19 protein-coding genes are annotated in these 26,106 nt (G+C 62.0%); 8 read left to right on the top strand and 11 right to left on the bottom strand.

Features of this window, described 5'->3' with window-relative positions; all coding sequences use genetic code 11:
* The 8 genes from B9A19_RS10385 to B9A19_RS10350 all read right to left on the bottom strand — a co-directional run.
* Nucleotides 1–1,758, bottom strand: a 1,758-nt coding sequence (locus B9A19_RS10385; protein WP_139798768.1) for a condensation domain-containing protein, incomplete at its 3' end; no start/stop codon positions are given.
* A gap of 112 nt (nt 1,759–1,870) precedes the next feature.
* A complete protein-coding gene (locus tag B9A19_RS10380; RefSeq protein WP_084090724.1) occupies nt 1,871–3,259 on the bottom strand; it encodes an MFS transporter in 1,389 nt (462 codons plus the stop codon).
* A 15-nt stretch (nt 3,260–3,274) separates the two neighbouring features.
* The gene (locus B9A19_RS10375; RefSeq protein WP_084090723.1) at nt 3,275–4,816 is read right to left on the bottom strand and encodes a thioesterase domain-containing protein; all 1,542 of its coding nucleotides are present in this window, start codon (nt 4,814–4,816) and stop codon (nt 3,275–3,277) included.
* Nucleotides 4,813–6,144 (bottom strand): diaminobutyrate--2-oxoglutarate transaminase family protein, encoded by a 1,332-nt coding sequence (locus B9A19_RS10370; protein ID WP_084090722.1) that lies wholly within the window; start codon nt 6,142–6,144, stop codon nt 4,813–4,815. The genes B9A19_RS10375 and B9A19_RS10370 overlap by 4 nt, the downstream gene beginning before the upstream one ends.
* Nucleotides 6,145–6,793: 649 nt before the next feature.
* Nucleotides 6,794–8,560 carry a glycoside hydrolase family 18 protein gene (locus B9A19_RS10365; RefSeq protein ID WP_084090721.1) on the bottom strand — a complete coding sequence of 589 codons (1,767 nt, stop codon included), beginning with the start codon at nt 8,558–8,560 and terminating at the stop codon, nt 6,794–6,796.
* Between the two features lie 80 nt (nt 8,561–8,640).
* Nucleotides 8,641–9,183 carry a tRNA adenosine(34) deaminase TadA gene (gene tadA / locus B9A19_RS10360; RefSeq protein WP_084090720.1) on the bottom strand — a complete coding sequence of 181 codons (543 nt, stop codon included), beginning with the start codon at nt 9,181–9,183 and terminating at the stop codon, nt 8,641–8,643.
* Complete coding sequence (recN, locus tag B9A19_RS10355; RefSeq protein WP_084090719.1) at nt 9,176–10,834, bottom strand: DNA repair protein RecN; 1,659 nt, start codon at nt 10,832–10,834, stop codon at nt 9,176–9,178. Before recN ends, tadA begins: the two co-directional genes overlap by 8 nt.
* 10 nt (nt 10,835–10,844) lie before the next feature.
* Entirely contained in the window at nt 10,845–11,720 is an 876-nt protein-coding gene (locus B9A19_RS10350) for an NAD kinase (protein ID WP_084090734.1), read from the bottom strand.
* A gap of 122 nt (nt 11,721–11,842) precedes the next feature.
* Here B9A19_RS10350 and B9A19_RS10345 point away from each other — a divergent pair, with 122 nt between their 5' ends.
* The 4 genes from B9A19_RS10345 to B9A19_RS10330 all read left to right on the top strand — a co-directional run bounded on the left by B9A19_RS10345 (nt 11,843) and on the right by B9A19_RS10330 (nt 16,357).
* A complete protein-coding gene (locus B9A19_RS10345) occupies nt 11,843–13,405 on the top strand; it encodes a M48 family metallopeptidase (RefSeq protein WP_176216880.1) in 1,563 nt (520 codons plus the stop codon).
* A gap of 108 nt (nt 13,406–13,513) precedes the next feature.
* Nucleotides 13,514–14,518 (top strand): heat-inducible transcriptional repressor HrcA, encoded by a 1,005-nt coding sequence (gene hrcA / locus B9A19_RS10340; RefSeq protein WP_084090733.1) that lies wholly within the window; start codon nt 13,514–13,516, stop codon nt 14,516–14,518.
* 16 nt (nt 14,519–14,534) lie between these two features.
* The gene (gene mltB, locus B9A19_RS10335) at nt 14,535–15,602 is read left to right on the top strand and encodes a lytic murein transglycosylase B (protein ID WP_084090717.1); all 1,068 of its coding nucleotides are present in this window, start codon (nt 14,535–14,537) and stop codon (nt 15,600–15,602) included.
* Nucleotides 15,603–15,616: 14 nt separating this feature from the next.
* Nucleotides 15,617–16,357, top strand: coding sequence for a substrate-binding periplasmic protein (locus tag B9A19_RS10330; RefSeq protein ID WP_084090716.1), 741 nt, complete (start codon nt 15,617–15,619; stop codon nt 16,355–16,357).
* 35 nt (nt 16,358–16,392) lie between these two features.
* Here the strand turns inward: B9A19_RS10330 and rlmB are convergent, their stop codons facing one another.
* Together rlmB and B9A19_RS10320 are read right to left on the bottom strand one after the other, a co-directional pair.
* Nucleotides 16,393–17,145 (bottom strand): 23S rRNA (guanosine(2251)-2'-O)-methyltransferase RlmB, encoded by a 753-nt coding sequence (gene rlmB, locus B9A19_RS10325; RefSeq protein ID WP_084090715.1) that lies wholly within the window; start codon nt 17,143–17,145, stop codon nt 16,393–16,395.
* Nucleotides 17,146–17,248: 103 nt separating this feature from the next.
* A complete protein-coding gene (locus B9A19_RS10320; RefSeq protein WP_084090714.1) occupies nt 17,249–18,973 on the bottom strand; it encodes a diguanylate cyclase domain-containing protein in 1,725 nt (574 codons plus the stop codon).
* 209 nt (nt 18,974–19,182) lie between these two features.
* Here B9A19_RS10320 and mfd point away from each other — a divergent pair, with 209 nt between their 5' ends.
* From mfd to B9A19_RS10300, 4 genes are all read left to right on the top strand, one after another.
* On the top strand, nt 19,183–22,587 hold the full coding sequence (mfd, locus tag B9A19_RS10315) for a transcription-repair coupling factor (RefSeq protein ID WP_139798767.1): 3,405 nt from the start codon (nt 19,183–19,185) through the stop codon (nt 22,585–22,587).
* A gap of 158 nt (nt 22,588–22,745) precedes the next feature.
* Nucleotides 22,746–23,081 (top strand): PadR family transcriptional regulator, encoded by a 336-nt coding sequence (locus B9A19_RS10310; RefSeq protein WP_084090713.1) that lies wholly within the window; start codon nt 22,746–22,748, stop codon nt 23,079–23,081.
* Entirely contained in the window at nt 23,068–24,066 is a 999-nt protein-coding gene (locus B9A19_RS10305) for an HAAS signaling domain-containing protein (protein WP_176216879.1), read from the top strand. Before B9A19_RS10310 ends, B9A19_RS10305 begins: the two co-directional genes overlap by 14 nt.
* Nucleotides 24,067–24,138: 72 nt before the next feature.
* Entirely contained in the window at nt 24,139–24,840 is a 702-nt protein-coding gene (locus B9A19_RS10300; protein WP_084090731.1) for a UPF0149 family protein, read from the top strand.
* Between the two features lie 69 nt (nt 24,841–24,909).
* Here the strand turns inward: B9A19_RS10300 and B9A19_RS10295 are convergent, their stop codons facing one another.
* Nucleotides 24,910–26,061, bottom strand: coding sequence for an NAD(P)/FAD-dependent oxidoreductase (locus B9A19_RS10295; protein WP_084090711.1), 1,152 nt, complete (start codon nt 26,059–26,061; stop codon nt 24,910–24,912).
* Between the last annotated feature and the right edge of the window lie 45 nt (nt 26,062–26,106).

Below are 26,106 nucleotides of genomic sequence, written 5' to 3'. Positions count from 1 at the left end.
GAGCACCACCGAGGCACTGCTGTCTTGCAGCATGTAGGCAATGCGTTCGCTCGGGTAGGCGGGGTCCAAAGGCACATACGCCCCACCGGCCTTGAGCACGGCCAGCAGGCCGAGCAGCATCGGCAGGCCGCGTTCGACGCACAGTGCGACGCGCACATCCGGGCCGACGCCCAGACCGCGCAGGTGACGGGCGAGCTGGTTGGCGCGGGCGTTGAGTTCGCCGTAGCTGAGGGTCAAATCCGGCTGGACCAGGGCAATGGCATCGGGTGCGGCAGCCACCCGGGCTTCGAACAGTTCCTGCACGCAGGATGACAGCGGCAGGTCTTGGTACGTCTGGTTCCAGCCGGCGAGGACTTGTTCGTGTTCGGCCAGCGGCAGCATGTTCAGCTGCCCAAGCGGCTGCATCTCATCGTCCACCATGCCCTGCAGCAGTTCCTGCCAGTAGGTGAGGAAGCGTTCGACGGTGCTGCGCTCGAATTTGCTGGTGTCGTAATCCAGCGGCGCGGCGATGCGGCCATTGGTTTCGGCCAGATCGAATACCAGATCCATGCCGACACCGCCGTTGTTCTGGATGCTGGCGTAGGTACGCAGCTTGACGCCACCCCAGTCCACATCGCCGATTTCGGCACGGTGGGCCATCAGGCCCATCATGTCGGATGCAGCGCGGGCCTTCTGGAAGGTAAACAGCGTCTGGAAATACGGCTGGCCCGACTCGCCGCGTTGCGGGTTCAGCCGCTCCACCAGCTCGGAAAGCGGGTAGTGCTGATTCTTGAGACCGCGCCAGGCAGTAGAGCTGACCTGTTTGATGAAATCGGCCACGCTCAGTGCCGGGTCGATATCGGCACGCAGCACCACCGGGTTGGTGAAGTTGCCGATAGTGTGGTTCCACAGCTTGCTGCGACCCGGCATGGGCGAGCCGACAGCCAGCTCGCGCTGGCCACTCAGGCGCGACAGCAGCAGGAAATACGAGGCCAACAGGGTGGCAAACATGGTGACGCCCAGCCGGTCGGACAATGCACGGATGGCATCGGTCAGCGGCTCGGACACATACAGGTTGACGGTTTCGCGCCCTTCATCGCCGCCCTGCTCGCCCGTGCGATGGTCGGCTTGCAGCGCCAGTGGTTCGCACGGCACACCCACCTCACCACGCCAGTACTCAAGCTGGCGCTCGCCGGCACTGCCTTGCAGCCATTGCTGCTGCTCGGCCACAAAATCGAAAAAGCGTGGTGGCAGCGCTTCAGCCACAGCCGGACCATCCTGCAAAGACAGCAGCGATTGATTCAGCTCCTCCAGGATTTGCCACAGCGACCAGCCATCAGTCACCAGATGGTCAAATGCCAGCAGCAACGCGCATTCGTCATGATGGCGGCTGCGATACAGGCAGGCACGAGCGAGCGGGCCGGCGTGCAGATCGAAGGCCGTGCCACGGTCATCCATGACCCGGGCAATGACGGCCGGATCATCCAGATCGTCCACCTCGACCACGCTGAACGGAAAACGCGCCGAAGCGGAGGCCGCTTGCATGGGCACGCCGTCTTGCAATGCAAATGAGGTGCGCAGCATTTCATGCCGTGCGATCAATTGATCCAGCGCGACCTGAAGGCGAGCGGAATCAATGCCTGGCCGGGCACGTGCGGTAAAGGCTATATTGAAATAACCGCGCAATTCCGGATTCATTTCATAAAGAAACCACAGCGACTTCTGAATGGCCGAGAGCGGATGCCAATCCGAATGAGAAAGCTTGATTTCATTCGGCATATCGTTTTTTGAAGTCAATACGTGCTCAGGCGAAGTCACAATGCTTCTCCATTCAGAATTCGGAGTGGTGCGAAAAGAAGGTGGATAGCCGGTTAGAACCGGCTATCCAGGCTCAAGCTTGGGCAGGTGCCAGCGGCTGTGGAGGAAGAACATCCTCGGTCTGCGTGGTGGGCGGTGTTTCGTCGTCGTCGCGGTTCTGCTCCGGCACCAATTCATCCAGCCGGATCAGACGGCCATTGAGCATGGCCACCAGGGATACCAGTGCAAACACGGCACCAACCAGGATGAAGAGCAGCGCCACGCCACGCCCCTTGCCGGTGCCCAGCCACGGGCCAAGTTGCTCGGCCAGCGCGCTGCCGGGCATCATCAACGGCTCAAGCACGTGCTCGGTCAGCGCGCCACCGCACAGCAGTACGGTGCACATCACCAACAGATTGGCGGCGCCGATGGCTGCAAACACACTGCCCTGCTTTTCCTTGGGTACCTTGCGCATCCACAACGCGCTGGCACACCCTTCGGACACACCGCCGAACGCGAATGCGCCAAACGCACACAGCGACCAGATTTCAATCGACGAACCAAAGCCAGCCCCGGCCACGAACAGCGCCAGACCGACATCAGCAATCAGCACCCACAGCATCAGGTGTTTCTTGAGGTTGGTGGAGGCCAGAATTACCGCGCCGATCACGCCACCAATTGCACCCAGCGTCATCACGGCACCCAGCGTTTCCTTGGAGTGCGTGGCCAGAATCAGCGGTGTGAGCATCGACGAGGCCAGGATCAGCAGACCTTCCTGGATCAGGATGTAGGCAGCCAGGCCCACCATCAGCGGATATGTCTTGAAGTAATCAACCACACCGGCCATGCTCGCCTTGATACCGGCAAACAGCGAGAACGGCGCGCCATCCGAATGCCCCCGTATCGCGCGCGAGGCACTGGTCAGTGCAGCAAAGACCGCAACGGCGCCCGCCAGCACCATGACCAGCTCGATGAGCACGATACCGCGCAGTCCCCAGGCAGCCATCAGGTAACCGGTCAGCAAGGGGGCTCCGATTTGCAGCACCCCCTTGCTCGAATGTACCAGGCCATTGGCTTGGGTCAATTTGTCTGCCGGTACGATCTGGGCAATCGCCGCTTGATAAGACGGGCTACGCAATGCGCCGATCACCGATCCTACCGCACCAATAATGTAGAAATGCGTGATCGCCAGCTGACTATTGAACAGCAGCCAGGCCAGCACCACGATCATCAATACATAAGCCATATCACAAGCGGCAATCACCCAGCGGCGATCAGCCCAATCCGCCAGGGCTCCGGCAACCGGAATGCACAATAGTGCCGGCACTGCCGAAATCAGAATGGCCCAGGAAAATTGCTGCACTGACCCGCTTTGCTCGAAAACCCAAACACCGAGCGCAAAGCCCATCAACGCGGCACCAATATCGAACGCGGTTTCACTAAGCCACAGCAGAATGAAGGCGCGGTTGAACAACTTTTTCATTGGATGAACCTGTATTTAAATGGCGAACCGATAACCATGATGAACGGGGCCGCTGTGCGGCACCGGATTGGGCACGTCTGTTTTCATCCAGTGCGCAACCGAATCGATATGCGGAGACTTGAGCAGGGTGACGTGATTGCCCTTTTCGATGCGCAGCTCCAGCCCCGGGGCCAGGTTTTGCCAGCCTTCAAACGCCTGCTGCATGCGCCGGGTGGCGCTATCACCGAATTCATTGCTGCCACGCACCAGCACCAGCCGTGCAACACCGTTAAAGGTGCCGACCGGCTGGTAACGTGTACGAATCGCTGCCTCGAAGCTGCGCAAGGTACCGCGCAGATGCTCAGGCACGGAACGCGCCGGCATCAGGCCCACCTTGACCAACTGGCGATGCAGCAATTGCAGCTGCCCTGCATGGCCTGCAGTCTCGAACTGTTCTGCGGTCAGCTCCAGTGGCTGGCCGGACGCTTGCTCATACAGCCAGACCAGCAGCATCAACGCCTCCACGCGGGAGTACTCATGCCCTACCCGGCTGCTGAGGCCAGGCGCTTCGCTGTCGAGCAGGGTGAGCGAGCGCACGATGCGGCCCTGCGCCTGCAAGCGCAGTGCCAGCTCGAAAGCCACCCAGCCGCCGAACGAATGGCCAACCAGATGCAGCGGCTGGCGCGGTGCGACACGCTCGATTTCACGCAGATGCACCTGTACTGCGGCCTCGATATTGCCGAAGGGCAGCAGATTGCCGTCCATGCCACGCGATTGCAGGCCGTGCACCGCCACCTGGCTGCCCATGGCGCTGGCCAGCGGCAGAAAATCGAACACGCTGGCACCGGCACCCGGCACGCAGAAATAGGGCTCTGCAGGCTGGCGTGGCGACTGGATGGTCATCAGCGACGAATACGCCAGTTCGGCCGGGGTGGCTCGGCTGGCCGCCGGTACTTCTGCCACGCAGCGCACCAGTTCATCGCCACAGGCATCCGCCGCAGCATGGCCCTGGCCGCTGTCAAGGTGCTGCCGCAGGCTGCTGCCAGCCAGCCCGGCCATGCGCTGCGGCAGGCTGCCCGCAGCATCGGGCGTAGTGCCGAACCAGTGTACGGTCAGCGGCAACGGCTCCAGCTGGTACTGCGCCGCCCAATCGGACCAGACACCAGCAACTGCACCCGGCAGCTCCAGCGCGCCGACAAAGCCGACCGGCTCATCACGCATCAGCGCCTGCCGTGCGACTTCATACGCCAACAGGGCTGCGGAGCCCAGGCCGGCAAAGCGGTAAGGTGCTCCGTCCGTTTTCCAGCTGCGCATTTCAGCCATCACATGCGCGGCCAAGCCTTCCAGCGTGCGAAACAGGCTGGTGTCCTGCACTTCAATCAGGCAGACCGGCGCGATATTGGCCAGATGGCGCAGCAGCAGCGCCGCTTCGGGCCACGATGCATCATTGCTGCGCAGCACGAAGAACGGCGCTGCGCCGGTAACGTGGCTACCCTGCGTGGTGACCACATGCAGCGCCTCGGGCTGCATCAGGCCGTCACCGTGCGGCGCGGTACCGGCCAGCCATTCACGCCTCATGCCGGCACCAGACTCTTGTGAACAGCTGCCGCAACGGCCGCTTCGAAACGATCAAGAATCGCGCCGACATCGGCAGCGGTCACGATCAGCGGCGGCAGGAAGCGCAGCACCGCACCGTGGCGACCGCCGGTTTCCAGCAGCAGACCGTTGGCGAATGCTTCCATCTTGATGCGGCGCGCCATGTCGCCGTCCTGCGGCCCCGGGTAGACCTCATCGCTCGGGCGGATGACCTCGACACCGATCATCAGGCCACGGCCGCGCAGATCACCCAGCACCGGGAAGCGGTTGGCAATTTCGCGCAGGCCATCCATCAGTACATCACCCATCTGGGCTGCGTGCTGACTCAGGTTGTCGCGTGTGATGATTTCCATGGTCTTGCGGCCCGACAGCATGGCGATCTGGTTGCCACGGAAGGTGCCGGCGTGCATGCCGCGTGTCCATGCATCAAGCTGCTTGTTGTACACCACCACGGCCAGCGGGAAGCCACCGCCCAGCGCTTTGGAGAGCACCAGCACGTCCGGCGTGATGCCGGCGCGTTCGAACGCAAACATCGACCCGGTGCGGCCAAAGCCGCTTTGTACTTCGTCGATGATCAGCGGAATGTTGCGATCACGGGTAACCCAGCGCAGCGCACGCAGCCAGGCATCGGACACGGGAATGCAGCCGCCCTCGCCCTGCACCACTTCGACGATCACCGCTGCCGGGGTCGGAATGCCGCTCTCAGGGTCGTTCAGCAGGTTTTCCAGATAGTTGATCGACAGCTCTTCGGTCTGGCTGCCATCACTGCCAAAGGGGCAGCGGAAGCTGTACGGGTACGGTGCAAAGTGTATGCCGGAAGCAGCCGACAACAGGCCGGTCTTGGGCCCCAGATTGCCCATGGCGGCCAGCGCGCCGCTGGTCATGCCGTGATAGGCACCGTGGAAGGCAATGATGGGGTGACGCCCTGTTGCAATGCGGGTCAGCTTCATCGCCGCTTCAACGGCATCCGAACCGCTCGGGCTGCAGAACTGGATCTTGGCGTTGGCCGCAAACTCCGCGGGCAGCAGCGCGAACAATTGGTCTACGAAATCCGACTTGGCCGGCGTGGTCAGATCCAGCGCCTGCAACATGTGGCCCGATTGCAGGAAGGAGATCACTGCATCGCGGACTTCCGGGTGATTGTGCCCCAGCGGCAACGCACCCGCGCAGGCCAGGCAATCGATGATCTCGCGGCCATTGCTGTCCCAGATGCGGGCGCCATTGCCGTATTCGAAAACACTTTCAAATGTCGCCGCATAAGTGCGGGCATTGGATTCGCGCTTCTTCAGCGCTTCATAACGGTGAGTCATGTCTTTCCACCTTCTGGCCGCCGGCCTGAGTTCGTTGATAAACGAAGAGGAGGCCCCCTTTGTTGCGGCGCAATACTAGGCGGAGAACATTACACGTATGTTTATACTTATTAAGTTAATTAAACTTTAAATTACCAAATACTTTCATTTAATCGTCTATACAACCGAATATCAGAAAGAATTAAGATACCAAATGGTATTTATTGCCAAAATCAAGACTGAATGCGGCTCAAGGCACAGCAATGAGGGATTCAGACTAATCCGGCGAACATACCTTTTTGTAAGTAACTTACACAAATGTGTCGAAATTTTCCGGAAACAAGGGAGATGTCGCCAGATAATATTGCGACGCACAAAATCAATAGTTCAAGCAGCCGTGTGAAACAGCTCACCACTTCGCGATTCATGCAGCCCCGGGTAACGGTAAGCACTTTCCCGGAAATCGCGCTTGCTCTCATGCAGGGTGTAGAAAAACCAGGGATTTGAAGTGCCCAATCTGCGCGTCAGGCCGCGCAGCCAAGCCGGGTTCACCCCTCATCCAGCCACATCACCACTTTCTTGCATGGCTCGATCAAGGCAACAGACTGCTGTAATGAAAACGGGGCGCCGCAGCGCCCCGTTTTCATTTCGACCTATCGTGCTATCGTGCTTACTTGAGCAGATTGTCGTAGATGGTGCCGACCAGTTCACCATCGCGATCGCCGCTCAGCTCCCAGGCCATCAGGCCACCCAGCTTCTGGCTCTTCACGAACTCGATCTTGTCCTTCAGCAGCTGAGGATCGTCATAGGTCCAGACATCCTTGCCATTGAGCTTCCACATGGCCTTGGTCTTGTCGTCGCGGAACACCTTGCCCGGCATGGTCTTGAGCAGGTAGTAACCGGCAGTACCCTCTTCCGTCGCACCTGCCAGCTTGGCCTTGGCCTTGGCCGGTTGATAGATGCCGCCATTGTCGGTGTTGTCGACCGTCCAGCCATAGCCATAGAACGGCACGCCCAGCACGATCTTGTTCGACGGTACGCCACGGCCGGTCAGATCCTTCACGGTTGCATCAATGGACACCTTGTCCTTGGCGCTGCCGATCAGCGTGGAATGCGGGCCGGTGACGTTGGACCAAGGACCGTTGAAGTCATAGGTCATCAGGTTGATCCAGTTCAGCGAGAGTGGAATCTTCTCGAACTCGATCAGATCGGTCTTGCTCGACGGTGCCGGCGAGGCAATCGTCAGCAGATAACCCGGCTTGACGGCATCAAGCTGCTTGCGGAACTCGGCCAGCAGTGCGGTGTAGTTCTGAGTATCTTCCGGACGCACGATGTTGCCGTCGTTGCCGGCTGCAGCCGGGTATTCCCAGTCGATATCGAAGCCGTCGAACACGCCGGCAGCCAGACCTTCAGCCAGCTTGCCGTCGCGGGTCGGCACATTGCCCTTGATGTAGGCATCAACGCACGACTTGACAAAGGCAACGCGGTTTTCCGGCAGCGCGGCATCAGAGAAGTACTTGGACCAGGTCCAGCCACCCAGGCTGATCACCACCTTGAGGTTCGGGTGCTTCTTCTTGAGCTGCTTGAGCTGGTTCCAGTGGCCGAACAGGCCGTTGTCACCCTTGTCTTCCTGACCGTCCAGCGTGTTGGCCGCCGGGATGGCATCCCAGTAGTCGTCCGAGGCGGCGCCCACGCCGGCCTTGTCCACGCCGACCACGCACTTCTTGCCATCGACGTTGCCGAAAGCATATTCAATCACTGTGACCTTGTCGGCGGCGCCGCTGGTCTCGATATTCTTCACCCAATAGCCGTTACCCTTGCCCCAGGCGGTGAAATAAGTCACCAGTTGCGGCTTGCTCGGCGCCGGTGCACCACCGGTCACCACCTTGACCTTGGGCGCCTCGCTTGCTGCAGCGCCGCCGCCAAGGCTGGTCAGCTTCAGGTTGTCGATATAGGCATCCTTGCCCTTGCCCTTGGCGCTGTCCCATTGCTCCCACGTCATGTGGAAATCAAACTTGGCAGTGAACTCAAAGTCGTAATGGTTCCACTTGCCGTTGTCGCTCAGCGTATTCGGAAAACCGCGCGCTGTACTGGCGATCCAGTATTCCTTGTTGCCCGGGAAACCTATATGAATGCCCAGCGTAGCGCCGCAGTTGGAGGAACAAGTGCCAAGATAATCGAAGGAAATCTTGTACTTGCCCGCCGGGAAAGTCTGCTTGGTGAAGATGTCGCCGCTGTTTACCGGCTGATCGAACCGGCCAACCTTGTTTCCGGCAACCAGCGGATCATCGACGATGCTGACGTGCATAGGCACCGAGCCATCGCCGCCCTGGCCTACCCAGGCACCCAGATCCTTGTCAAACGTCTCTTCGAACACCACCGATTCGGCGTGTGCACCAACGGCAGCCAGCATCAGCGGCAACAGCAACTTGTTCATGCGTGATCTCCTCCACGACTACTTTTCTGTGAGCAAAACAACTCACGCAGTCTACACCGTCGCCTGATGCTGCAAAATTCTTAATCTGCTTGTGTTGTATCCGTTGAAAGCGCTTCCCCGCCGCCCTGCTTTTCGGCGCGCTTGGCGGCACGGCGCTGGCGAAAGAAGTCGCTCAGCATCTCGCTGGCCTCATCGGACAGCAGGCCGCCGATGACTTCGGTCTGATGGTTCAGGCGCCGGTCGGGAAAGGGGTTGATCACGCTGCCCGCCGCCCCGGTCTTGGGATCGGTCGCGGCATAGACGACGCGCGCCAGCCGGCCATGCAGCATGGCGCCCACGCACATCAAGCACGGTTCCAGCGTGATGTACATGGTGCAGCCCGGCAGCCGGTAATTGGCCATGCGCCGCGCTGCTTGCCGCAGTGCGCGCATTTCGGCGTGGGCACTGGGGTCATGCAGGGCGATGGGCAGATTGTGGCCACGGCCGATGATGACGCCATCCTGCACCAGCACCGCCCCCACCGGTACTTCGCCTCTTGCTGCGGCCTTGCGCGCTTCGGTGAGTGCGGCACGCATGAAGCGCCGGTCTGCTGCGCTCCATGCCGGCGATATTGCTTCACTCATGCCCGAGCAACTCGGCCGCGTGCTTGCGCGTGGTTTCGGTAATGTCCACACCGCCCAGCATGCGTGCGATCTCGTCGATGCGTTCATCACGCCCCAGACCACGCACCGCGCTGACAATGCCACCGGCATCGGTCTTGGCCTTGCTCACCTGCAAGTGCTGGCGGCCTTGTGCGGCCACCTGCGGCAAGTGGGTAATGCATAGCACCTGGCGCGATTCACCCAGTTGCGCCAGCAGACGACCGACAATCTCGGCCACCCGGCCGCCGATGCCGACATCCACTTCATCGAATACCAGCGTGGCCACGCCCGAGCGCGCCGAGACGATGACCTGCAGCGACAGACTGATGCGCGACAATTCGCCACCCGACACGATCTTGCCCAACGCGCGCGCCGGCGCCTCGCCATGCGCCACGCGGAAATCGATGCTCTCCAGCCCGTGTGCCGACGGCGCCCCCGCCTCCAGCACGATCTCCAGCCGTGAATCGGCCAGCGCCAACGGCCGCATCTCTGCCGTTACGGCGGCAGCCAGCTTAGGTGCCGCGGCTGAGCGGGCTTTGGACAGCTTGCGTGCCGCCTTGGTATACGCGGCCTCGGCCTGCTCAACGGCTTTTTCCAGCCGTGCCAACCCTTCGCTGCCGCCCAGCGTAGCCAGCCTTTGCTGCCATTGCGCCAACTGGCCGGCCAGCTGCTCCGGCTCCAATCGGTATTTACGCGCCATGCGCCACACCGCGTCCATGCGTGCCTCAACCTCGGCCAGGCGGTCCGGGTCCAGCTCCAGCGCATCGGCGTAGCGGCGCAAGGTATTCACCGCCTCGGCCAGCTGGGCATCCACGCCTGCCAGCAGCTCCAGCGGCGCTTCCAGTTGGGCATCGTAGCCAGCCAGTTCGGCCAGCCCATGACTGGCGCGGTTGAGCCAGCCCTGGCAGTTGTCATCGCCATCGGCCAGCACCGCGATGGCGGTCTGCACGCCATCAATCAGGCTGGCGGCATGGTGCAGGCGTTTGTGTTCGGCTTGCAGCTCTTCCCACTCGGCATCGGCCAGTGCCAGCCCGGCGACTTCGTCGATCTGCCATTGCAAGCGTTCGCGTTCGGCCTCAAACGCGCTGGCATTGCGGCGGGCATCATCCAGCTGGGCCAGATTGCCCTGCCAGTCACGCCAGCATTCCGCCACCTCGCGCGCCAACGGCAGCGCCTCGGCATAGCCATCAATCAGCTCGCGCTGCACATCGGGCCGCAGCAGCTGCTGGTGTGCATGCTGGCCGTGGATGTCCACCAGCATCTCGCCCAGGGTCTTGAGCTGGGCCAGCGTGGCGCCGATGCCGTTGATATACGCCTTGCTCTTGCCGGCGCTATCGAGCGTGCGGCGCAGCAACAAACGATCTTCCTCATCGCCAGCCATGTCGTTGTCGAGCAGCCAGGCCAGCGCGGACGGCGTTTGCGCCAAGGCAAACTCGGCCACCAGCTCGGCCTTGTCGGCACCATGGCGCAACATGCCGACATCGGCACGATCACCCAGCAGCAGGCCCAGCGCATCGAGCACGATGGACTTGCCCGCGCCGGTCTCGCCGGTCAGCACCGTCAGGCCGCTGGCAAAGTCCAGCTCCAGCTCATCGACGATGACGAAGTTCTTTAGATAAAGGGAAGTCAGCATGGCCGGTGGCTCACATCAGCTTCTGGCCCCAATGCAGCTTGGCACGGAGCATGTCGTAATAGTTGTACCCTTCCGGGTGCAGGATGCGCAGCGTGTTGCGGTAGCGGCGGATCAGCACGCGATCCATTTCCTTCAGCTCGCAGTCGGACTGGTTATCGAAATACACGCGCGTGTCGGCCGAGCGTGTCAGCAGGAATTCGACCTCGCAGTTGTCGTTCACCACAATGGGACGGTTGGACAGCGATTGCGGACAGATCGGCACCAGCGCCAGTGCCGGCAAACTGGGGTGCATGATCGGCCCTCCCGAGGCCAGCGAATAGGCCGTCGAGCCAGTGGGCGTGCTGACGATCAGACCATCCGAGCGCTGGCTGTAGACAAACTGCCGGTCGATGAAGGTTTCAAACTCGATCATCGCACCGGTCGAGCCACGGCTGAATACCACATCGTTGAACGCCAGATAGGGGCCGGACTCAACCCCATCGTGAATCACCGTGGTTTCCAGCAGGATGCGCTCTTCGGGCACGAAGGCGCCGCCGAGCATTTCCGCCACCACGCGCTCCATGTCACCCAGCGGGATATCGGTCATGAAACCGAGCCGGCCCTGATTGATGCCGATCAGTGGAATACGGTATGGCGCCAACAGGCGGGCCACCCCCAGCATGGTGCCGTCGCCCCCCAGCACGATGACCAGATCGGCCAGCTTGCCGATGGCGTCACGCGCGACGGATGGATGGGTGGTAATAGCGTGCTCGCTGGCCGCAGCTTCGTCGATCAATACCTTGACACCCATGCCTTCCAGCATTGCGGCCAGACGCCGCAGCGGTTCACCGATGGCAGGCGTATTGTGGCGCGCCACCAGCGCAATCGTCTTGAACAGGCTTTGCATCAGTTCGCTCTCGTAGCAGATGGCGAATTTAACCATAGCGCGGCCCCATTGCGGCAACTTGGCGCATGAAACCGCTGCGCACTTGCATGACAGTCACATGTCAGGCTGATTTAGCATTTAGAATGCCCTCATCCTTCGTTCACACCGCCGCCATGTTCGACACCGATTACGAAGACCTGGTGCACCGGCTTGAATCCGACGCCAGGCGCAACCCGGGGAGCTTCAAGCTCAAGGTGCTGCTGGTCAGCATGTCCGCCTATCTGCTGCTGGGCCTTAGTTTGCTGTTGATCGTGGCGATCGGCTGGTTTGCCGTATGGATGATTGAAAACCAGCACATGATCATCCGCATGGTGGAGTTGTTGTTATTGCTGGTTGCGGCCAGCATTCCCGTGCTGTTCATCACTGTACGCATGGCGCTGATCCGGCTGGACGCCCCCAAGGGTATCGAGATCACGCGCAAGGAAGCACCCCGGCTGTTCAAGTTGCTCGACAAGCTGCGCAGCAAGCTCAAGGCACCGCATATACACCGCGTCGTCATCGATAACTCGATGAGCGCAACGGTCTTCCAGCTGCCCCGGCTGGGCCTGTTTGGCGGACACAGTAATCATCTGGTGTTGGGCCTGCCACTGCTATTGGCCTGTACGCCCAAGGAAATGCTGGCGCTCATCGCACATGAATATGGTCTGCTGGCCGGCAAGCATGGCTCCGCCGACGCGTGGGTCTACCGCCAGCGGCTGATGTTCAACGCGCTGCAGGAGCGGGTCGACGGGAATCGTGAGGACAACTTCATCAACGGTTTGATGGCCAACTGGCTCAACCGGATCGCGCCCTATTTCAACGCCCATACCTTTGTGCTGGCAAGACAGAATGAATACGAGGCCGACGCAGCAGCAGCCCATCTGATCGGTGCGCAACATCTGGCCAATGGGCTGACCCGTGCCGCGCTGATGTCACCATGGCTGGAAGACACCTTCTGGCCCAAGCTGTATGCGCAAGCCGACGACCGCGCCACGCCGGCCTTCATGCCGCACGCCGCAATGAAGAAAGCATTCACGATGAGTCGCGAACAATGGGCATTGCAGGCGCGGCTGGACGAACTGCTGCTGCAGAATTCCGACCTGCACGATACCCACCCCTGCCTGCGTGATCGTCTGCGTGCGCTGGGCCAGCCGGCCAGGCTGCCCGAAGCGGCGCCCAGAACCGCTGCCGAAGACCTGCTGGGCGAGCTGTGCACGCGGCTGATCAACAAATACGACCTCAAGTGGTGGGAGGATGAGCGCGCCAACTGGCAAAAACATCACCACACCAGGCGCACCGGCAAGACCCGGCTGGCCGAGCTGACGCAGCAACCGCTGGACAACCTGGACGTGATGGCGCTGCACGAGCTGGCCCAGCTTGAAGCCGAACACGGCCACAGCAGTCGCGCCAAGGCCGTACTGGCGCATTTGCAACAGTGTGCCGGCGGGCCGTTCGGCAAGGCGTCACTGCTGCATGGCCGCATCCTGCTGGCCGAAAAAAATGGCAACGGGCTGGACAAGCTGCAGGAGGCCGCTTACCTGATGCCTGAACTCTCCGAGCAATGTGCGCAGCTGGGTTTTGACTATCTGGCCCGCACCGAGGGCGATCTTGCCGCTGAAAGCTGGCTCAAGCGCGTATTCCCGCGCATGGCGCTGGCCCGACAATAGCGCGGTAAGCCGCAGACCCTCTTGTATTTCGCGGCCCTGGCTTGATCTAGCAGATATACCCACCGGCGCACTCGCCGCAGTGTGCGGACAGCCGTTAGAATGGTCGCCATGTTGAACGAACGTGCCCAAATCCTGCTGCGCAGTCTGGTCGAGCGCTATATTGCCGATGGCCAGCCAGTCGGCTCCAAGACGCTTGCCCAGTCCACCGGGCTGGAAGTCAGCCCCGCCACCATCCGCAATGTGATGGCCGAGCTGGAAGACCTGGGCTTCATCGCCAGCCCGCATACTTCGGCCGGCCGGGTGCCCACTGCGCGCGGCTACCGCTTCTTTGTCGATTCGCTGATGATCGCGCAGCAGCGCGAGCTGCTGGACCCGGTTGCCGTGCTGTCGGCCAGCCTGCCCAGCGACAATCCGCAGCGCAGCATTGCAGCTGCCTCGCAGATGCTGTCGCAGCTCACGCAGTTTGCCGGCATCGTCGTGATGGGGCGGCGGCAGGAAGTGCTGCTGCAGCACGTCGAATTTTTGCGCCTGTCGGACAACCGCATCCTGCTCATCATCGTCACCAACGATGGCGATGTGCAAAACCGCATCCTGCATACCGATACGCCGCTAGCACCGATGCAGCTGATCGAGGCTGCCAATTTCCTCAATCAGCATTGTGCCGGCCGCACGCTGAGCCATTTGCGCACCTTTGTCGAGACCGAAGTCTTTGCGCTCAAGCGCGAAATGGTCACCCTGCTCAACCACGAAGGCCAAGCACCCGGCAGCAACGACCAGCTGCTGATTTCGGGCGAGCGCAATCTGCTCAACAGTGATGATCTGGCCAGCAACATGCAGCGCCTGCGCCAGCTGTTTGAATTGTTCGAACGCAAGACCGCACTATTGCAACTGCTCGAACTCGGCCACGCGGCCGAGGGCGTGCAGATTTTCATCGGCGGTGAATCGGGCCTGGAGCCGCTGGGCGATTGCTCGGTGATTACCGCCCCCTATCAAGCCAATGGCGAGATCGTCGGCACGCTGGGCGTCATTGGCCCCACGCGCATGGCCTACGAGCGCGTCATCCCCATTGTGAACATCACGGCCAAGCTGCTGTCGAGCGCGCTCTCGCAGTAAGGCCAAACGGACCCCCATGCGTAAAACCCTGATCGCGGCTGCGGCCGCGCTGCTGTCCTTGTGTGCCCACGCCGACGAAGCCCTGCTGGCCCGTCCCGAGGTGCAGGATTACCTGAACCAGCTCAGCACTACGCAGAACTTTGATCGTGCCCAGCTCGATGCACTGTTCACCCGCGTCAATCTCAAGCCCAATATCATCAGCATTCTGGACCGGCCCTCCACCAGCCGGCCGTGGTATCAATTCCGCGACAACTTCATCAGCAAGAGCCGCGTCGTGGCAGGAGCGCGCTTCATGCGCCGCTACAAGGACACCTTCGATGCGGTGCAGGAGCGCTACGGTGTGCCGGCCGAGGTCGTGGCTGCCGTGATCGGCTGTGAAACCATGTATGGCCGCGACACCGGCAGCTTCCGCGTACTGGACGTGCTGGCCACCATCGCCTTCGACTACCCGCGCCGTGCCGACTTCTTCAAGAACGAGCTGACCGAGTTCATGCTGCTGGCGCGTGAGGAAAACGAAGACCCGCTCAGTTTCATGGGCTCGTATGCCGGCGCCATGGGCCTGCCGCAGTTCATGCCGTCGAGCTTCCGCAAGTACGCGGTGGACTGGAACGGCGACCAGCATCGTGATATCTGGGGCACACCGGACGACGCGATCGCCAGCGTGGCCCATTTCCTCGTCGAGCATGGCTGGCAGAAGAACGGCGAGATCATGCAGCCGGTCAACGTCAGCGGTGAAGAAATTCCCGTGCTACTGGCTGACAAATTCAATCTGCACTACACCGTGGGCGAGCTGATGCAGAAAGGCGTAGCGCCGCTGTCCGAGGTCGACCCGCAGCAGCAGGCGGTGTTGTTTGCGCTGGAGACCGAGCCCGGTTTCACGCGCCACTACATCGGCTACGCCAATTTCTACGCCATTACCCGCTATAACCGCAGCACGCTGTACGCCAGCGCGGTGGCCGGCCTCGCCAATGCCATCCGCACCGCCTATACCGAAGAGAAGGATCTGGCGGTGCCAGAAGCCAAACCCGCCAAGGCCAGCCCCAAGCCTGCAGCCAAAGCGGCCCACAAGAAGAAAACCGGCTGATCGACGAGAACGGAATGCGACGACTGCTGTTGGGATTGTTGCTGTGTGCCACCTGCGTGCAGGCCAAAGAGCCTGCAGTGCGGATAGGCATGATTGCGTCCATTCCGCCCTATGTCTACGCCCAGCAAGATAAAGGCATTGAGGTAGACCTGATCCGCGAAGCCTTGCGCCGTACAGGGCGTGATGCCGAAATGATCTATACCCCGCTGGAGCGGGTGATCTATGGCTTCAAGGCCGGCCAGATCGATGCTGCGGCCACCATGGACGAATCATCCGGGCTGAAAGCCGTTTATTCGGCACCGTATATCGAGTTCCACCACGTGGCCGTGGCGCTGGAGAAAAACCAGCTGGCCATCAAGCAGGTTGCCGATCTGGGCCAGTACCGCATGGTGAGTTTCCGCCGTGCCAGCAACTTTCTTGGCCCGGCCTTCGCTGCGGCGGCCAAGGCAGCCCCCGAGTATCATGAAGAAAACAACGACATCGACCTGAACCGGCTGCTGTACAAAGGCGCGGTGGATGTCGTAGTGGGCGACGAGCGCATTTTCCGCGCCATCATGGCGCAACTGCCCGAGTCGGCAGACAACCCGGTGCGGGTATACCGGGTGTTCCCGGCCAAGCCCTACAGCGTGGCCTTCCGCGATGCCAAACTGCGTGGTGAATTCGACAAGGCCATGGCGCAAATGCGCGCCGACGGCAGCTATGCCCGCATCGTTGCGCACTACCTGGATTTGCTGCCGACCATGACCGAACAGTAGCGCGGCCGAACCGCGCTGCGTTCAGTGCCCGGGTTTCAGCCTTTGGGCGTGGCCATCGTGCGCTGGCGGCGCGATTCGGCCAGCACGATGCCGGTGGCCACCGACACATTCAGGCTTTCCACCGAGCCGAACATCGGAATCGACACCAGCACATCGCAATGCTCGCGCGTCAGGCGGCGCATGCCTTCGCCCTCGTTGCCCAGCACCCAGGCAATCGGGCCGGTGCCACCGGTGAAGTGGTGCAGATCGACATGCGCATCAGCAGCGGTGCCGGCGATCCAGATCTCGCGCTCTTTCATCTCGCGCAGCGTGCGCGCCAGATTGGTCACCATCACATAGGGCATGACCTCGGCCGCACCGCAGGCCACCTTGGACACGGTGGCATTGATGCCCACCGATTTGTCCTTGGGTGCCACCACCGCGTGCACGCCCATGGCATCGGCAACGCGCAGGCAAGCGCCGAGGTTGTGCGGGTCGGTAATGCCGTCGAGCACCAGCACAAATGGCGGCTCGCTCAGATCGTCCAGCACGTCATCCAGCGAAATATATGACTTGCCGGCATCAATGCTGGCCGCCACACCCTGATGGCGACCACCACCAGCCAGACCATCCAGCCGTTTTTCGTCCACCAGCACCACTTTGGTACCCTGGGCCTCGGCCAGCTTCATCAGCTCGCGCATGCGCTGATCCAGCCGCGCGGCGTTCACATACAGCTCGACCACGCTGTCGGGAAAGCGCTTGATGCGGGTGGAGACGGCGTGAAAACCGTGAATGAGCTTGTTTTGCATGGCAATTTCCGGCGCGGGATCAGGCGCGGCACCTTACCCTAGTCGGGCGGGGGCAACAAGCCTGCCCGTTGATTTCAAGCACCCAGCATAGGCAGCAACTGCATCACACCGCCACCGACGGCGCATGAAAGCAGACCTGTCCCTTGCCTGCGTCCTTGGCTTGATACATGGCACTGTCTGCCGCCTTGAGCAGTTGTTGCGCGTCCGCAGCGTCGCGCGGGTAACAGGCGATCCCGATCGATGCCCCCACCTGCAAGGCGGTCTCGTGCAACGTCACCGGCTGTGCCACAGCGGCCAGCAGCCGCTGGGCAATGGCGGCCAGCTCGTCAGTATCACGCACATGATCAAGCAGGATGATGAACTCATCGCCACCCAGACGAGCGATCACGTCGTCATCTTTCAAGCTGCTGCGCAGACGCTGGGCTATCACACGCAGCAACTCGTCGCCCACGTCATGACCGTGGCGATCATTGACCGGCTTGAAGCCGTCGAGGTCAAGAAAGAACAGCGCCAGTTGTTCGCCGCTGCTGCGGGCTGCCGCGATGGCGGCAGTCAGTGCCTCGGTCATCGCTACCCGGTTGCTCAGCCCGGTCAAGGCGTCGGTATGCGCGAGCGCCTGCAATTGCACCTCGACCTGCTTGCGGTCTGAATAATCGGAGAACACGCCCACGTAATTGCTCACGCGGCCCTTGTCGTCATGCACCGCGCTGATCGATAGCCAGGCTGGATACAGCTCGCCGTTGCGGCGGCGATCCAGCGTTTCGCCCTGCCACATGCCGGTGGTCTGCAGTTGCTTGTGCACGGTCTGGTTGAACTCGCGCACCTTGCCGGCCGTATCGAATATACGCGAGGGCTTGCCGATGGCCTCGGCCACCGAATAGCCGGTGATGCGGCTGAAAGCGGGGTTTACCGAGACGATCACCGCGTCGGCATCGGTAATCACGATGCCCTCATGCGTGCTCTCGAACACTTGCGCCGCCATGCGCTGCGCCTTGAGTGCACGCTGCAACAAACGGTTGTAGACGGCCAGCATCAGCGACGAGGTGCCGGCACAAAGCAACGCCAGCACGGCGGCCGGGCTTTGCAGCGCCTCGCCGCTGCCAAAGCGGATGACCACGCTGGCCGCCAGCGCGGCCAGCAGCAGGATGCCGGCATTGAGCGGGTAGCCCGCACGCAACGCAGACCAGATCAACAGGGGAAACAGCAGGAACTGTGCTTCTGCCAGCTCGAACAGTGTACAGGCATAGATGATCGCCACCACGCCCGCCCCCACAGCTAGCGCAGCAAGCAGCCGCAATACCGGCGTGCTCCGCAAGGCAGTCAGACTCGACGGGGACAAAGCCAGCGGCACCAGCGCCAGCACGCCCAGCAGCCCGCCCGCCCACAACCGCAGCCCGTCCTGCCAGCCATCACTGATCAGATCATGCTCTGCCAGGCCAAGGACCAGCATCATCAATCCCGCCACCAGCATGCTGAGCAAGCCCGGCAGCAACACGACGCGCAGCGCGGCAAAACGCAGCGTCAGCGGCATGCCATGCGGGCGTTTTGCCAGGCGATGGATGGCCATGATCTGGCCGGTCTGGAGCAGGGCCAAGCCGCCTGCAGCAAGCCAGGGCAATCCATGCAGCAACGGTAACAGCAAACTGCCCGCCGCCAGCAGCGGCAACATCCGCCTGCCGCGCACCAGCACCATCCACACTGCTACGCCTGTCGCCGGTGCAAACAGGGCCTGATACTGGCCGGCAGGGGCCAGCAGCCAGCCCAGCCATTGGGCCAGGCAGTAAACAAGGGGCGGCAGCAGCAGCGCCAGCCAGGCAGATGCTTTCAAGCGTATCTCCTGCCTCGGGCGGCAAGGGGCTGATCAACAAGGGAAAAAGTCACGGGACAGTAGCGCATGATTCGTTGCTGGTGGTAAAAAATCAACACCTGCCGAATACCCGGCGGGTAGCACAAGATTGCCCCGGACTGTGCATGGTCACGCAACGGTATGGCGCCGACCCCGATATAATCATGCTTTTGCCAGATCCGGCTTTACCCATGCCCGCCCTGCCCCGCGCCAACGAGCGACTGCAACTTGCCCTGCCCCACGGCTCCTTCGACGCCAGAATGCTGGCCGATTACAGCGATGCCGTACGTCCGCTGCTGATCCTGACCGCGCAAGCACAGGACGCCGCACGCCTGAAAGAGGAAATTGCCTTCTTCGCGCCCGGCAAGACGGTGCTGCAGCTGCCGGACTGGGAAACCTTGCCTTATGACCACTTCAGCCCGCATCAGGACTTGATCTCGGAGCGGCTGGAAACGCTGTGGCAATTGCGCGAGCAAAAAGCCGACGTGGTGCTGGTGCCGCTGCAGACCGCCATGAGCCGGCTGGCGCCGGTGGAATACCTGGCCGGCTATACCTTCTTTTTGCAGAAGGGCCAGAAGTTCGATGCCGAAAAGCTGCGCGCCGACATGGCATTTGCCGGCTATAGCCACGTGACGCAGGTCTACAGCCCCGGCGAATTTTCGATCCGTGGCGGGCTGGTCGATCTGTTCCCCATGGGCAGCACCCTGCCGTACCGGCTGGACCTGTTCGACGACGAAATCGAAACCATCCGCACTTTCGACGTCGATACGCAGCGCAGCCTGTTTCCGGTGCCGGAAATCCGCCTGCTGCCAGCGCGTGAATTCCCGCTGGATGATGGCGGGCGTACCAAGTTCCGCCAGCGTTTCCGCGAAGTGTTCGAGGGCGACCCGAGCAAATCGCGGCTGTACAAGGATATCAGCGCTGGTGTCACTCCCGCCGGCGTCGAATACTATCTGCCCTTGTTTTTCGATCTGACGGCCACGCTGTTCGACTATCTGCCCAAGGATGCGCTGATTGCGCTGCATGGCGACATTCACGCCGCCGCGCAGCAATTCTGGGCCGATACGCAGGATCGCTACCGCAACCTGTCGGGCGAGAAAGACCGCCCGATCTTGCCGCCCAAAGACATCTATCTGCCGCCGGACGATCTGTTTGCCAGCCTGAAAAACTTCAAGCGGCTGGAATTCGTTGCCGGCAGCAGCGATGCCACGCTGCCGCTGCCCGATCTGGGTGTTGACCGCCGTGCCGAACAGCCGATCCAGAAGCTGCTCGATTTCATTGCCCGCCACTCCGCCACCAAAACACAGCGTGTGCTGATCTGCGCCGAGAGTCTGGGCCGCCGTGAAACCATGGCGCAGTTCTTTGCCGAATACGGCCTCAAGCCGGCCTTGGTCGATAGCTGGCAAGACTTTGCCAGCGCGCGCGATGCGGTCATGCTGACCGCAGCGCCGCTCTACAACGGCTTTATCGAAGCCGCCAGCCAGCTGGCAGTGATTACCGAGGCCAGTCTTTACGCTACCGTGGCGCAGTCGCGCGGCAAGCGCCAGCAAAAGCGCAGCAATACCGACGCCATGCTGCGCGATCTGTCAGAGCTGAAAATCGGTGATGCGGTGGTGCACGAGGCCCACGGCATCGGCCGCTATCAGGGCCTGGTATCGATGGACCTGGGCGACGGGCCGACCGAACTGCTGCTGTTGCAATACGCGGGCGAAGACAAGCTCTATGTGCCGGTGTCGCAGCTGCATGTGATCTCGCGCTATTCCGGCGGCAGCGCCGATGCGGCGCCACTGCACAAGCTCGGCTCCGGCGCGTGGGATAAAGCCAAGCGACGCGTTGCCGAACAGGTACGTGACACCGCCGCCGAGCTGCTCAATCTATATGCCCGCCGCGCAGCGCGTAAAGGCCATGCGTTCGAGTGGAATCATCACGATTACGAAGCCTTTGCCGCCGGCTTCGGCTTTGAGGAAACCGCCGATCAGGCCGCCGCCATCGAGGCGGTGCTGATCGACCTGCGCATTGATCGCCCCATGGACCGGCTGGTGTGCGGCGACGTGGGTTTCGGCAAGACCGAAGTAGCGCTGCGTGCCGCCTTTGCTGCAGTGCTCGGTGGCAAGCAGGTGGCCGTGCTGGTGCCCACCACCCTGCTGGCCGAGCAACACTTCCAGACTTTCAGCGACCGCTTTGCCGACTGGCCGATCCGCATTGCCGAGCTGTCGCGCTTCCGCTCGCCCAAGGAAGTGGCCGCCGCGCTCAAGGGCTTGGCCGATGGCCAGATCGACATCATCATCGGCACTCACAAGCTGGTGCAGCCGGACGTGCAATTCGCCAAGCTGGGCCTCGTCATCATCGACGAAGAGCACCGCTTTGGCGTGCGCCAGAAAGAACAGCTGAAAGCGCTGCGCGCCGACGTGGACGTACTTACCCTCACCGCCACCCCCATCCCGCGTACGCTGGCGATGAGCCTGGAAGGCTTGCGCGATTTCTCGGTGATTGCCACGGCGCCCAGCAAGCGACTGGCGGTCAAGACCTTCGTTGCAAAATATGCCGACGGCGTGATCCGCGAAGCTGTGCTGCGTGAGTTCAAGCGTGGCGGCCAGGTGTTCTTCCTGCACAACGAAGTCGACACCATCGAGAACATGCGCGAAAAGCTCACCGCGCTGCTGCCCGAGGCCCGCATCGGCGTGGCGCACGGCCAGATGCGCGAGCGCGAGCTGGAGCACGTGATGCGCGACTTCAACGCGCAGCGCTTCAACCTGTTGCTGTGCACCACCATCATCGAAACCGGTATCGACATCCCCAACGCCAACACCATCGTGATGAACCGCGCCGACAAGTTCGGTCTGGCGCAATTGCACCAGATGCGCGGCCGCGTGGGCCGCTCGCACCACCAGGCTTATGCCTATCTGCTGGTGCCCGATCTGAAGAGCATCACCACCGACGCCAAGAAGCGGCTGGAAGCCATCCAGCAGATGGAAGAGCTCGGCTCGGGCTTCTATCTGGCCATGCACGACCTGGAAATCCGCGGTGCGGGCGAGGTGCTGGGTGATTCGCAATCGGGCGAGATGCAGGAAATCGGCTTCTCGCTCTACTCGCAAATGCTCAACGAAGCCGTCAAGGCGCTCAAGAAGGGGCTGGAGCCGGACCTGACCCAGCCACTGGGCGTGACCACCGAAATCAATCTGCATGCGCCAGCGCTGCTGCCGGTGGACTATTGCCCGGACGTGAACGAACGCCTGAGCCTGTACAAGCGCCTGGCCAGCGCCGATACGCCGGACGATCTGGACGACCTGATGCAGGAATTGATCGACCGCTTCGGCCTGCTGCCAGATGCTGCCAAGGTGTTGCTGGACTGCCACCGCCTGCGCATATTGGCCAAACCGGCCGGCATCGCCAAGATCGACGCGGCCGACAGCGCCATCGTGGTCACCTTTGCCAAGAACACCGTGGTCGAGCCGTTCAAGATCATCCAGCTGGTGCAGAGCAAAAAGAACTACAAGATGGTGCCGCCAGACCGGTTGCGTATCGAGGGCAACTGGCCCGAACCCACGCTGCGCACCGTGCGCATCAAGGAATTGCTGGTCGAACTGACCCGCTGATTGGCATGCCACCCGGCGCCCCTGCCGGGTGGTGGTTCTCCACTGCCGTATTGAACATCCCCCAACCGCACAAGCACTCTTCATCATGCAAGGTATCTTGCAATGAAAGATACCTTGCCATAGACTGAGCGCATTCCAGATCACGTCGTGGGGCCGGCATGGCCGAGGCAATTTCCACCCAGCTCAAGAAAGGCGTCCTCGACCTGTGCGTGCTGGCCTTGCTCGATCAGGGCGACAACTATGCCTACGAGATCGCGGGCGCACTGGCACAGGCTGTGGACATGGGCGAAGGCACCATCTATCCGCTGATGCGCCGCCTGCAGCAGGATGGCTATGTCAGCACCTATCTGCAGGAATCGCCTAGCGGACCGCCGCGCAAGTACTACCGCATCACCCCTGCCGGCCAGGCGTCGCTCAGCCAGCAAAAACAGGAATGGCGGCAATTTTCCGGTGCAGTCAGCCGCTTACTCGGAGGCAATGATGAACAAGTTTGAGTTTCTGGCGCGCCTGCGCAAGGCGCTGAAAGGCCTGCCCGCGGATGATGTGAACGAGATCGTGGCCGACTACGACAGCCACTTTGCCGAGGCCAGCGCAGCCGGCCGCAGCGAGGAAGAAACCGCCCGCGCACTGGGCGACCCGGCCCGACTGGCCCGCGAGCACACTGGCGGACGCCAGCGCCGGCAACGTCATGGCGCGGCGGGCAAACCGGTCAACTGGTTGCTGGCTGGCGCCGGCATGACCTTGCTGCTGCCATTTGCCGGCTTGCTGCTGCTTCTGGTGGGCGGACTGCTGTTTTCGCTCATCATTGTGGGCGGCGGCTTGCTGCTGACCGTGCTGCCGCTGATGCTGGGCGGCGTACTGATTGCGCTTACGCTGGCCATCGCACGTCGAAGCCGGCCGGCCAGTGGCCGCAAAGCACCAGACTGGCAAGAGCGCGAGCTGCCCTGGCAACCCGGCCGCAGCATGACCATCAACATCGCCGCGGACGTGACCTGGCGCCCGGCCATCACGCCGCGCGCCGTGATACGGGGCAATGCCCGAGCGCTGGAGCACATCCAGCTTCACGGCACACAAATCAGCGGCAAGTTTCGCTGGCGCGATTTCGACCAGGTGCGGATCGAGCTGGAAGGACCTGCGGTCGAATCCTGGCAGTTGCTCAGCAGCGGCGACCTGCAACTGCTGAACGTAGATCAGGCTCTGCTGGAACTGGAAGTCTGCGGCAGCGGCGATATCGAGGCCAGTGGCAGCGTGCAGGTCTTGTCCGCGCTGGTTGCGGGCTCGGGCGATGTGTCCACCGGGGCGCTGCGGCAAATCCGCAGCTGCGTGCGCATCGCCGGCAGCGGCGATGCCGTCATTGCGCCCAGCGAGCTGGCCGATCTGGAAATTGCCGGCAGTGGCGACATCATCGTGCTGAGCAAACCGGCCACCGTGCACAGCCGCGTGGCAGGCAGCGGCGAAATCCGCATGGCGGCGCGCTGACGGCGGTATCGGCTGGCAGCGATACCGGCTAAAATCCCGGGTTAACCCGTTGATCTGCAGACTGGAATTGCAATGAGCCACACTCCGCTGAACGAGAGCGAACTCGAATACCTCGATACCTTTTTGATGGGGCCAACCACCCCGGACGAAACCATGGACCTGGAAATGGTCGATGGCTTCTTTGTCGCCCTGACCGTCGGCCCGGAAGACATCGCCGAGGACGAGTGGCTGCCGCAGATTTTTGCCGGGCAGACCCCGGAATTCTCCGACCAGAATGAAGCCGATGAAATCCTCGGCCTGATCCGCCGTCATTATCAGACCGTGCAGGATGCCTACTCGCCCAAGCGCCGTGGCAATGTGGGCGAAGAACCGCTCTACCTGCCGCTGATCCTCGAAGATGAAGGTGTGGACGAGAAATGGAAGGAAACGCTGGGGGCCTACTGGGCGTCGGGCTTCCGCGTCGGCATTCTGGCGCGTGAAGACCTGTGGCAAGCCGGGCTGGACGAGGATGAGGAATTCTTCGACACCGTGGCCGGCATTCTGGCGCTGGAAGGCAATGACGGCGAGGACGAAGACCTGGAAACACTGGACATCGCCCAGCGCGAAGAACGCCTGGCCGAACTGCCGTGGCTGGTCGAGGACGCGATGTTCTACTGGCTGGAAAAGCGCTACGGCAAAGTGGAAACCGTGCGCAACGATGCCCCCAAGGTCGGCCGCAACGACCCCTGCCCGTGCGGCAGTGGCAAGAAGTACAAGAAATGCCACGGCGCGTGATTGCATTGCACCTCATGAAAAACGGCGCCTGAAGCGCCGCTTTTCATTGCAATCCACGCAGTTCGTGAATCAGCCCAACACAGCCGGCAACGACGGCGCCAATGCCTGGCGCTGCTTGCTCGCCTCGCCCAGCAGCGCAAAGCCCAGCAGGCTGCCGTCGGCGGCGACAAAACGTGCATCGACGCCTGCCTCGCTCGCTTCAACCCACCACTGCCCGGCGGCACCGGCAGCGGGCAGTGCCACCACGGTCGGGCAAGCAGGGGTTTTCACCACCACCGGCATGGCCGGGTATTTGAGCTCCGTAGCGTTACCAGCCAAGGTAGCGCCCAGCGCACGTGCCTGCTGCATGATGGGCATCACAAAAGGCAGATTCAGCCCTTCCACTTCGGCGGTATCACCCAGCGCATAGATATCCGGGCTGCTGGTTTGCAGCAGCCGGTTCACCACCACGCCGCGCTGCACCGTCAACCCGGCTGCTTGCGCCAGTTGCGTGCGCGGGCGCAAGCCAATGGCAGACAGCACCAGATCGGCATCCAGCCTGCTGCCATCGTCCAGCGTGATGCGATAACCACTGCCTTGCTTGTCCACCGCACTGGCTGCCACGCCAAAACGGAACTGCACACCGGCGGCGGTCAGTTTGGCGGCCAGATAATCACCCGCCTGCTGCGGCACCAGTCGTGACAACGGCCATTGCGCCACATCCAGCACGGTCGGAGTGATGCCGCGTGCCAGCAAATCGTTGGCGAATTCGCAACCGATCAGACCGCCACCCAGAATGGCCACACTGCGTACGCCTTCCAGCTTGTCGGCAAAGCGCGCGTAGTCGTCCAGATCATTCACCGACAGCACGTCGGCTGAGGCATCGCCCGCCAGCGGCAGGCGAATCGGGTCGGCGCCCTGTGCCAGCACCAGTTTGCCGTAGGCAATGCTGCTACCGTCGGCCAGCGTCACCGTATGTGCTGCCGGGTCGATGGCATTGACGTCGCTACGCGCCAGTATGGTTGCGTTCAGCTCTTCAGCCATCTTCTCCACCGGTTTCATCACCAGCGTGGTCGCCGTCTTGTTGCCGGCCAGCGCATTGGACAACATGGGCTTGGAATAGAAACCGGCGCCGTCGCGGCTGATCAGGGTCAGCGGCGTGGCGGTGTCGTGTTTGCGCAGCTCGCGCGCCAGGTTGTAGCCGGCCAGGCCGGTGCCAATGATGACGATGTTGGCAGTCATGGGGTCCTCTCAGCCGCGCCACGGGGGCTGGCCAGCAAATCAACA

Source organism: Andreprevotia lacus DSM 23236 (assembly GCF_900176275.1).
In the GTDB taxonomy this organism is placed as follows: Bacteria; Pseudomonadota; Gammaproteobacteria; order Burkholderiales; family Chitinibacteraceae; genus Andreprevotia; species Andreprevotia lacus.
This window is presented reverse-complemented; position numbering and strand designations above follow the sequence as displayed.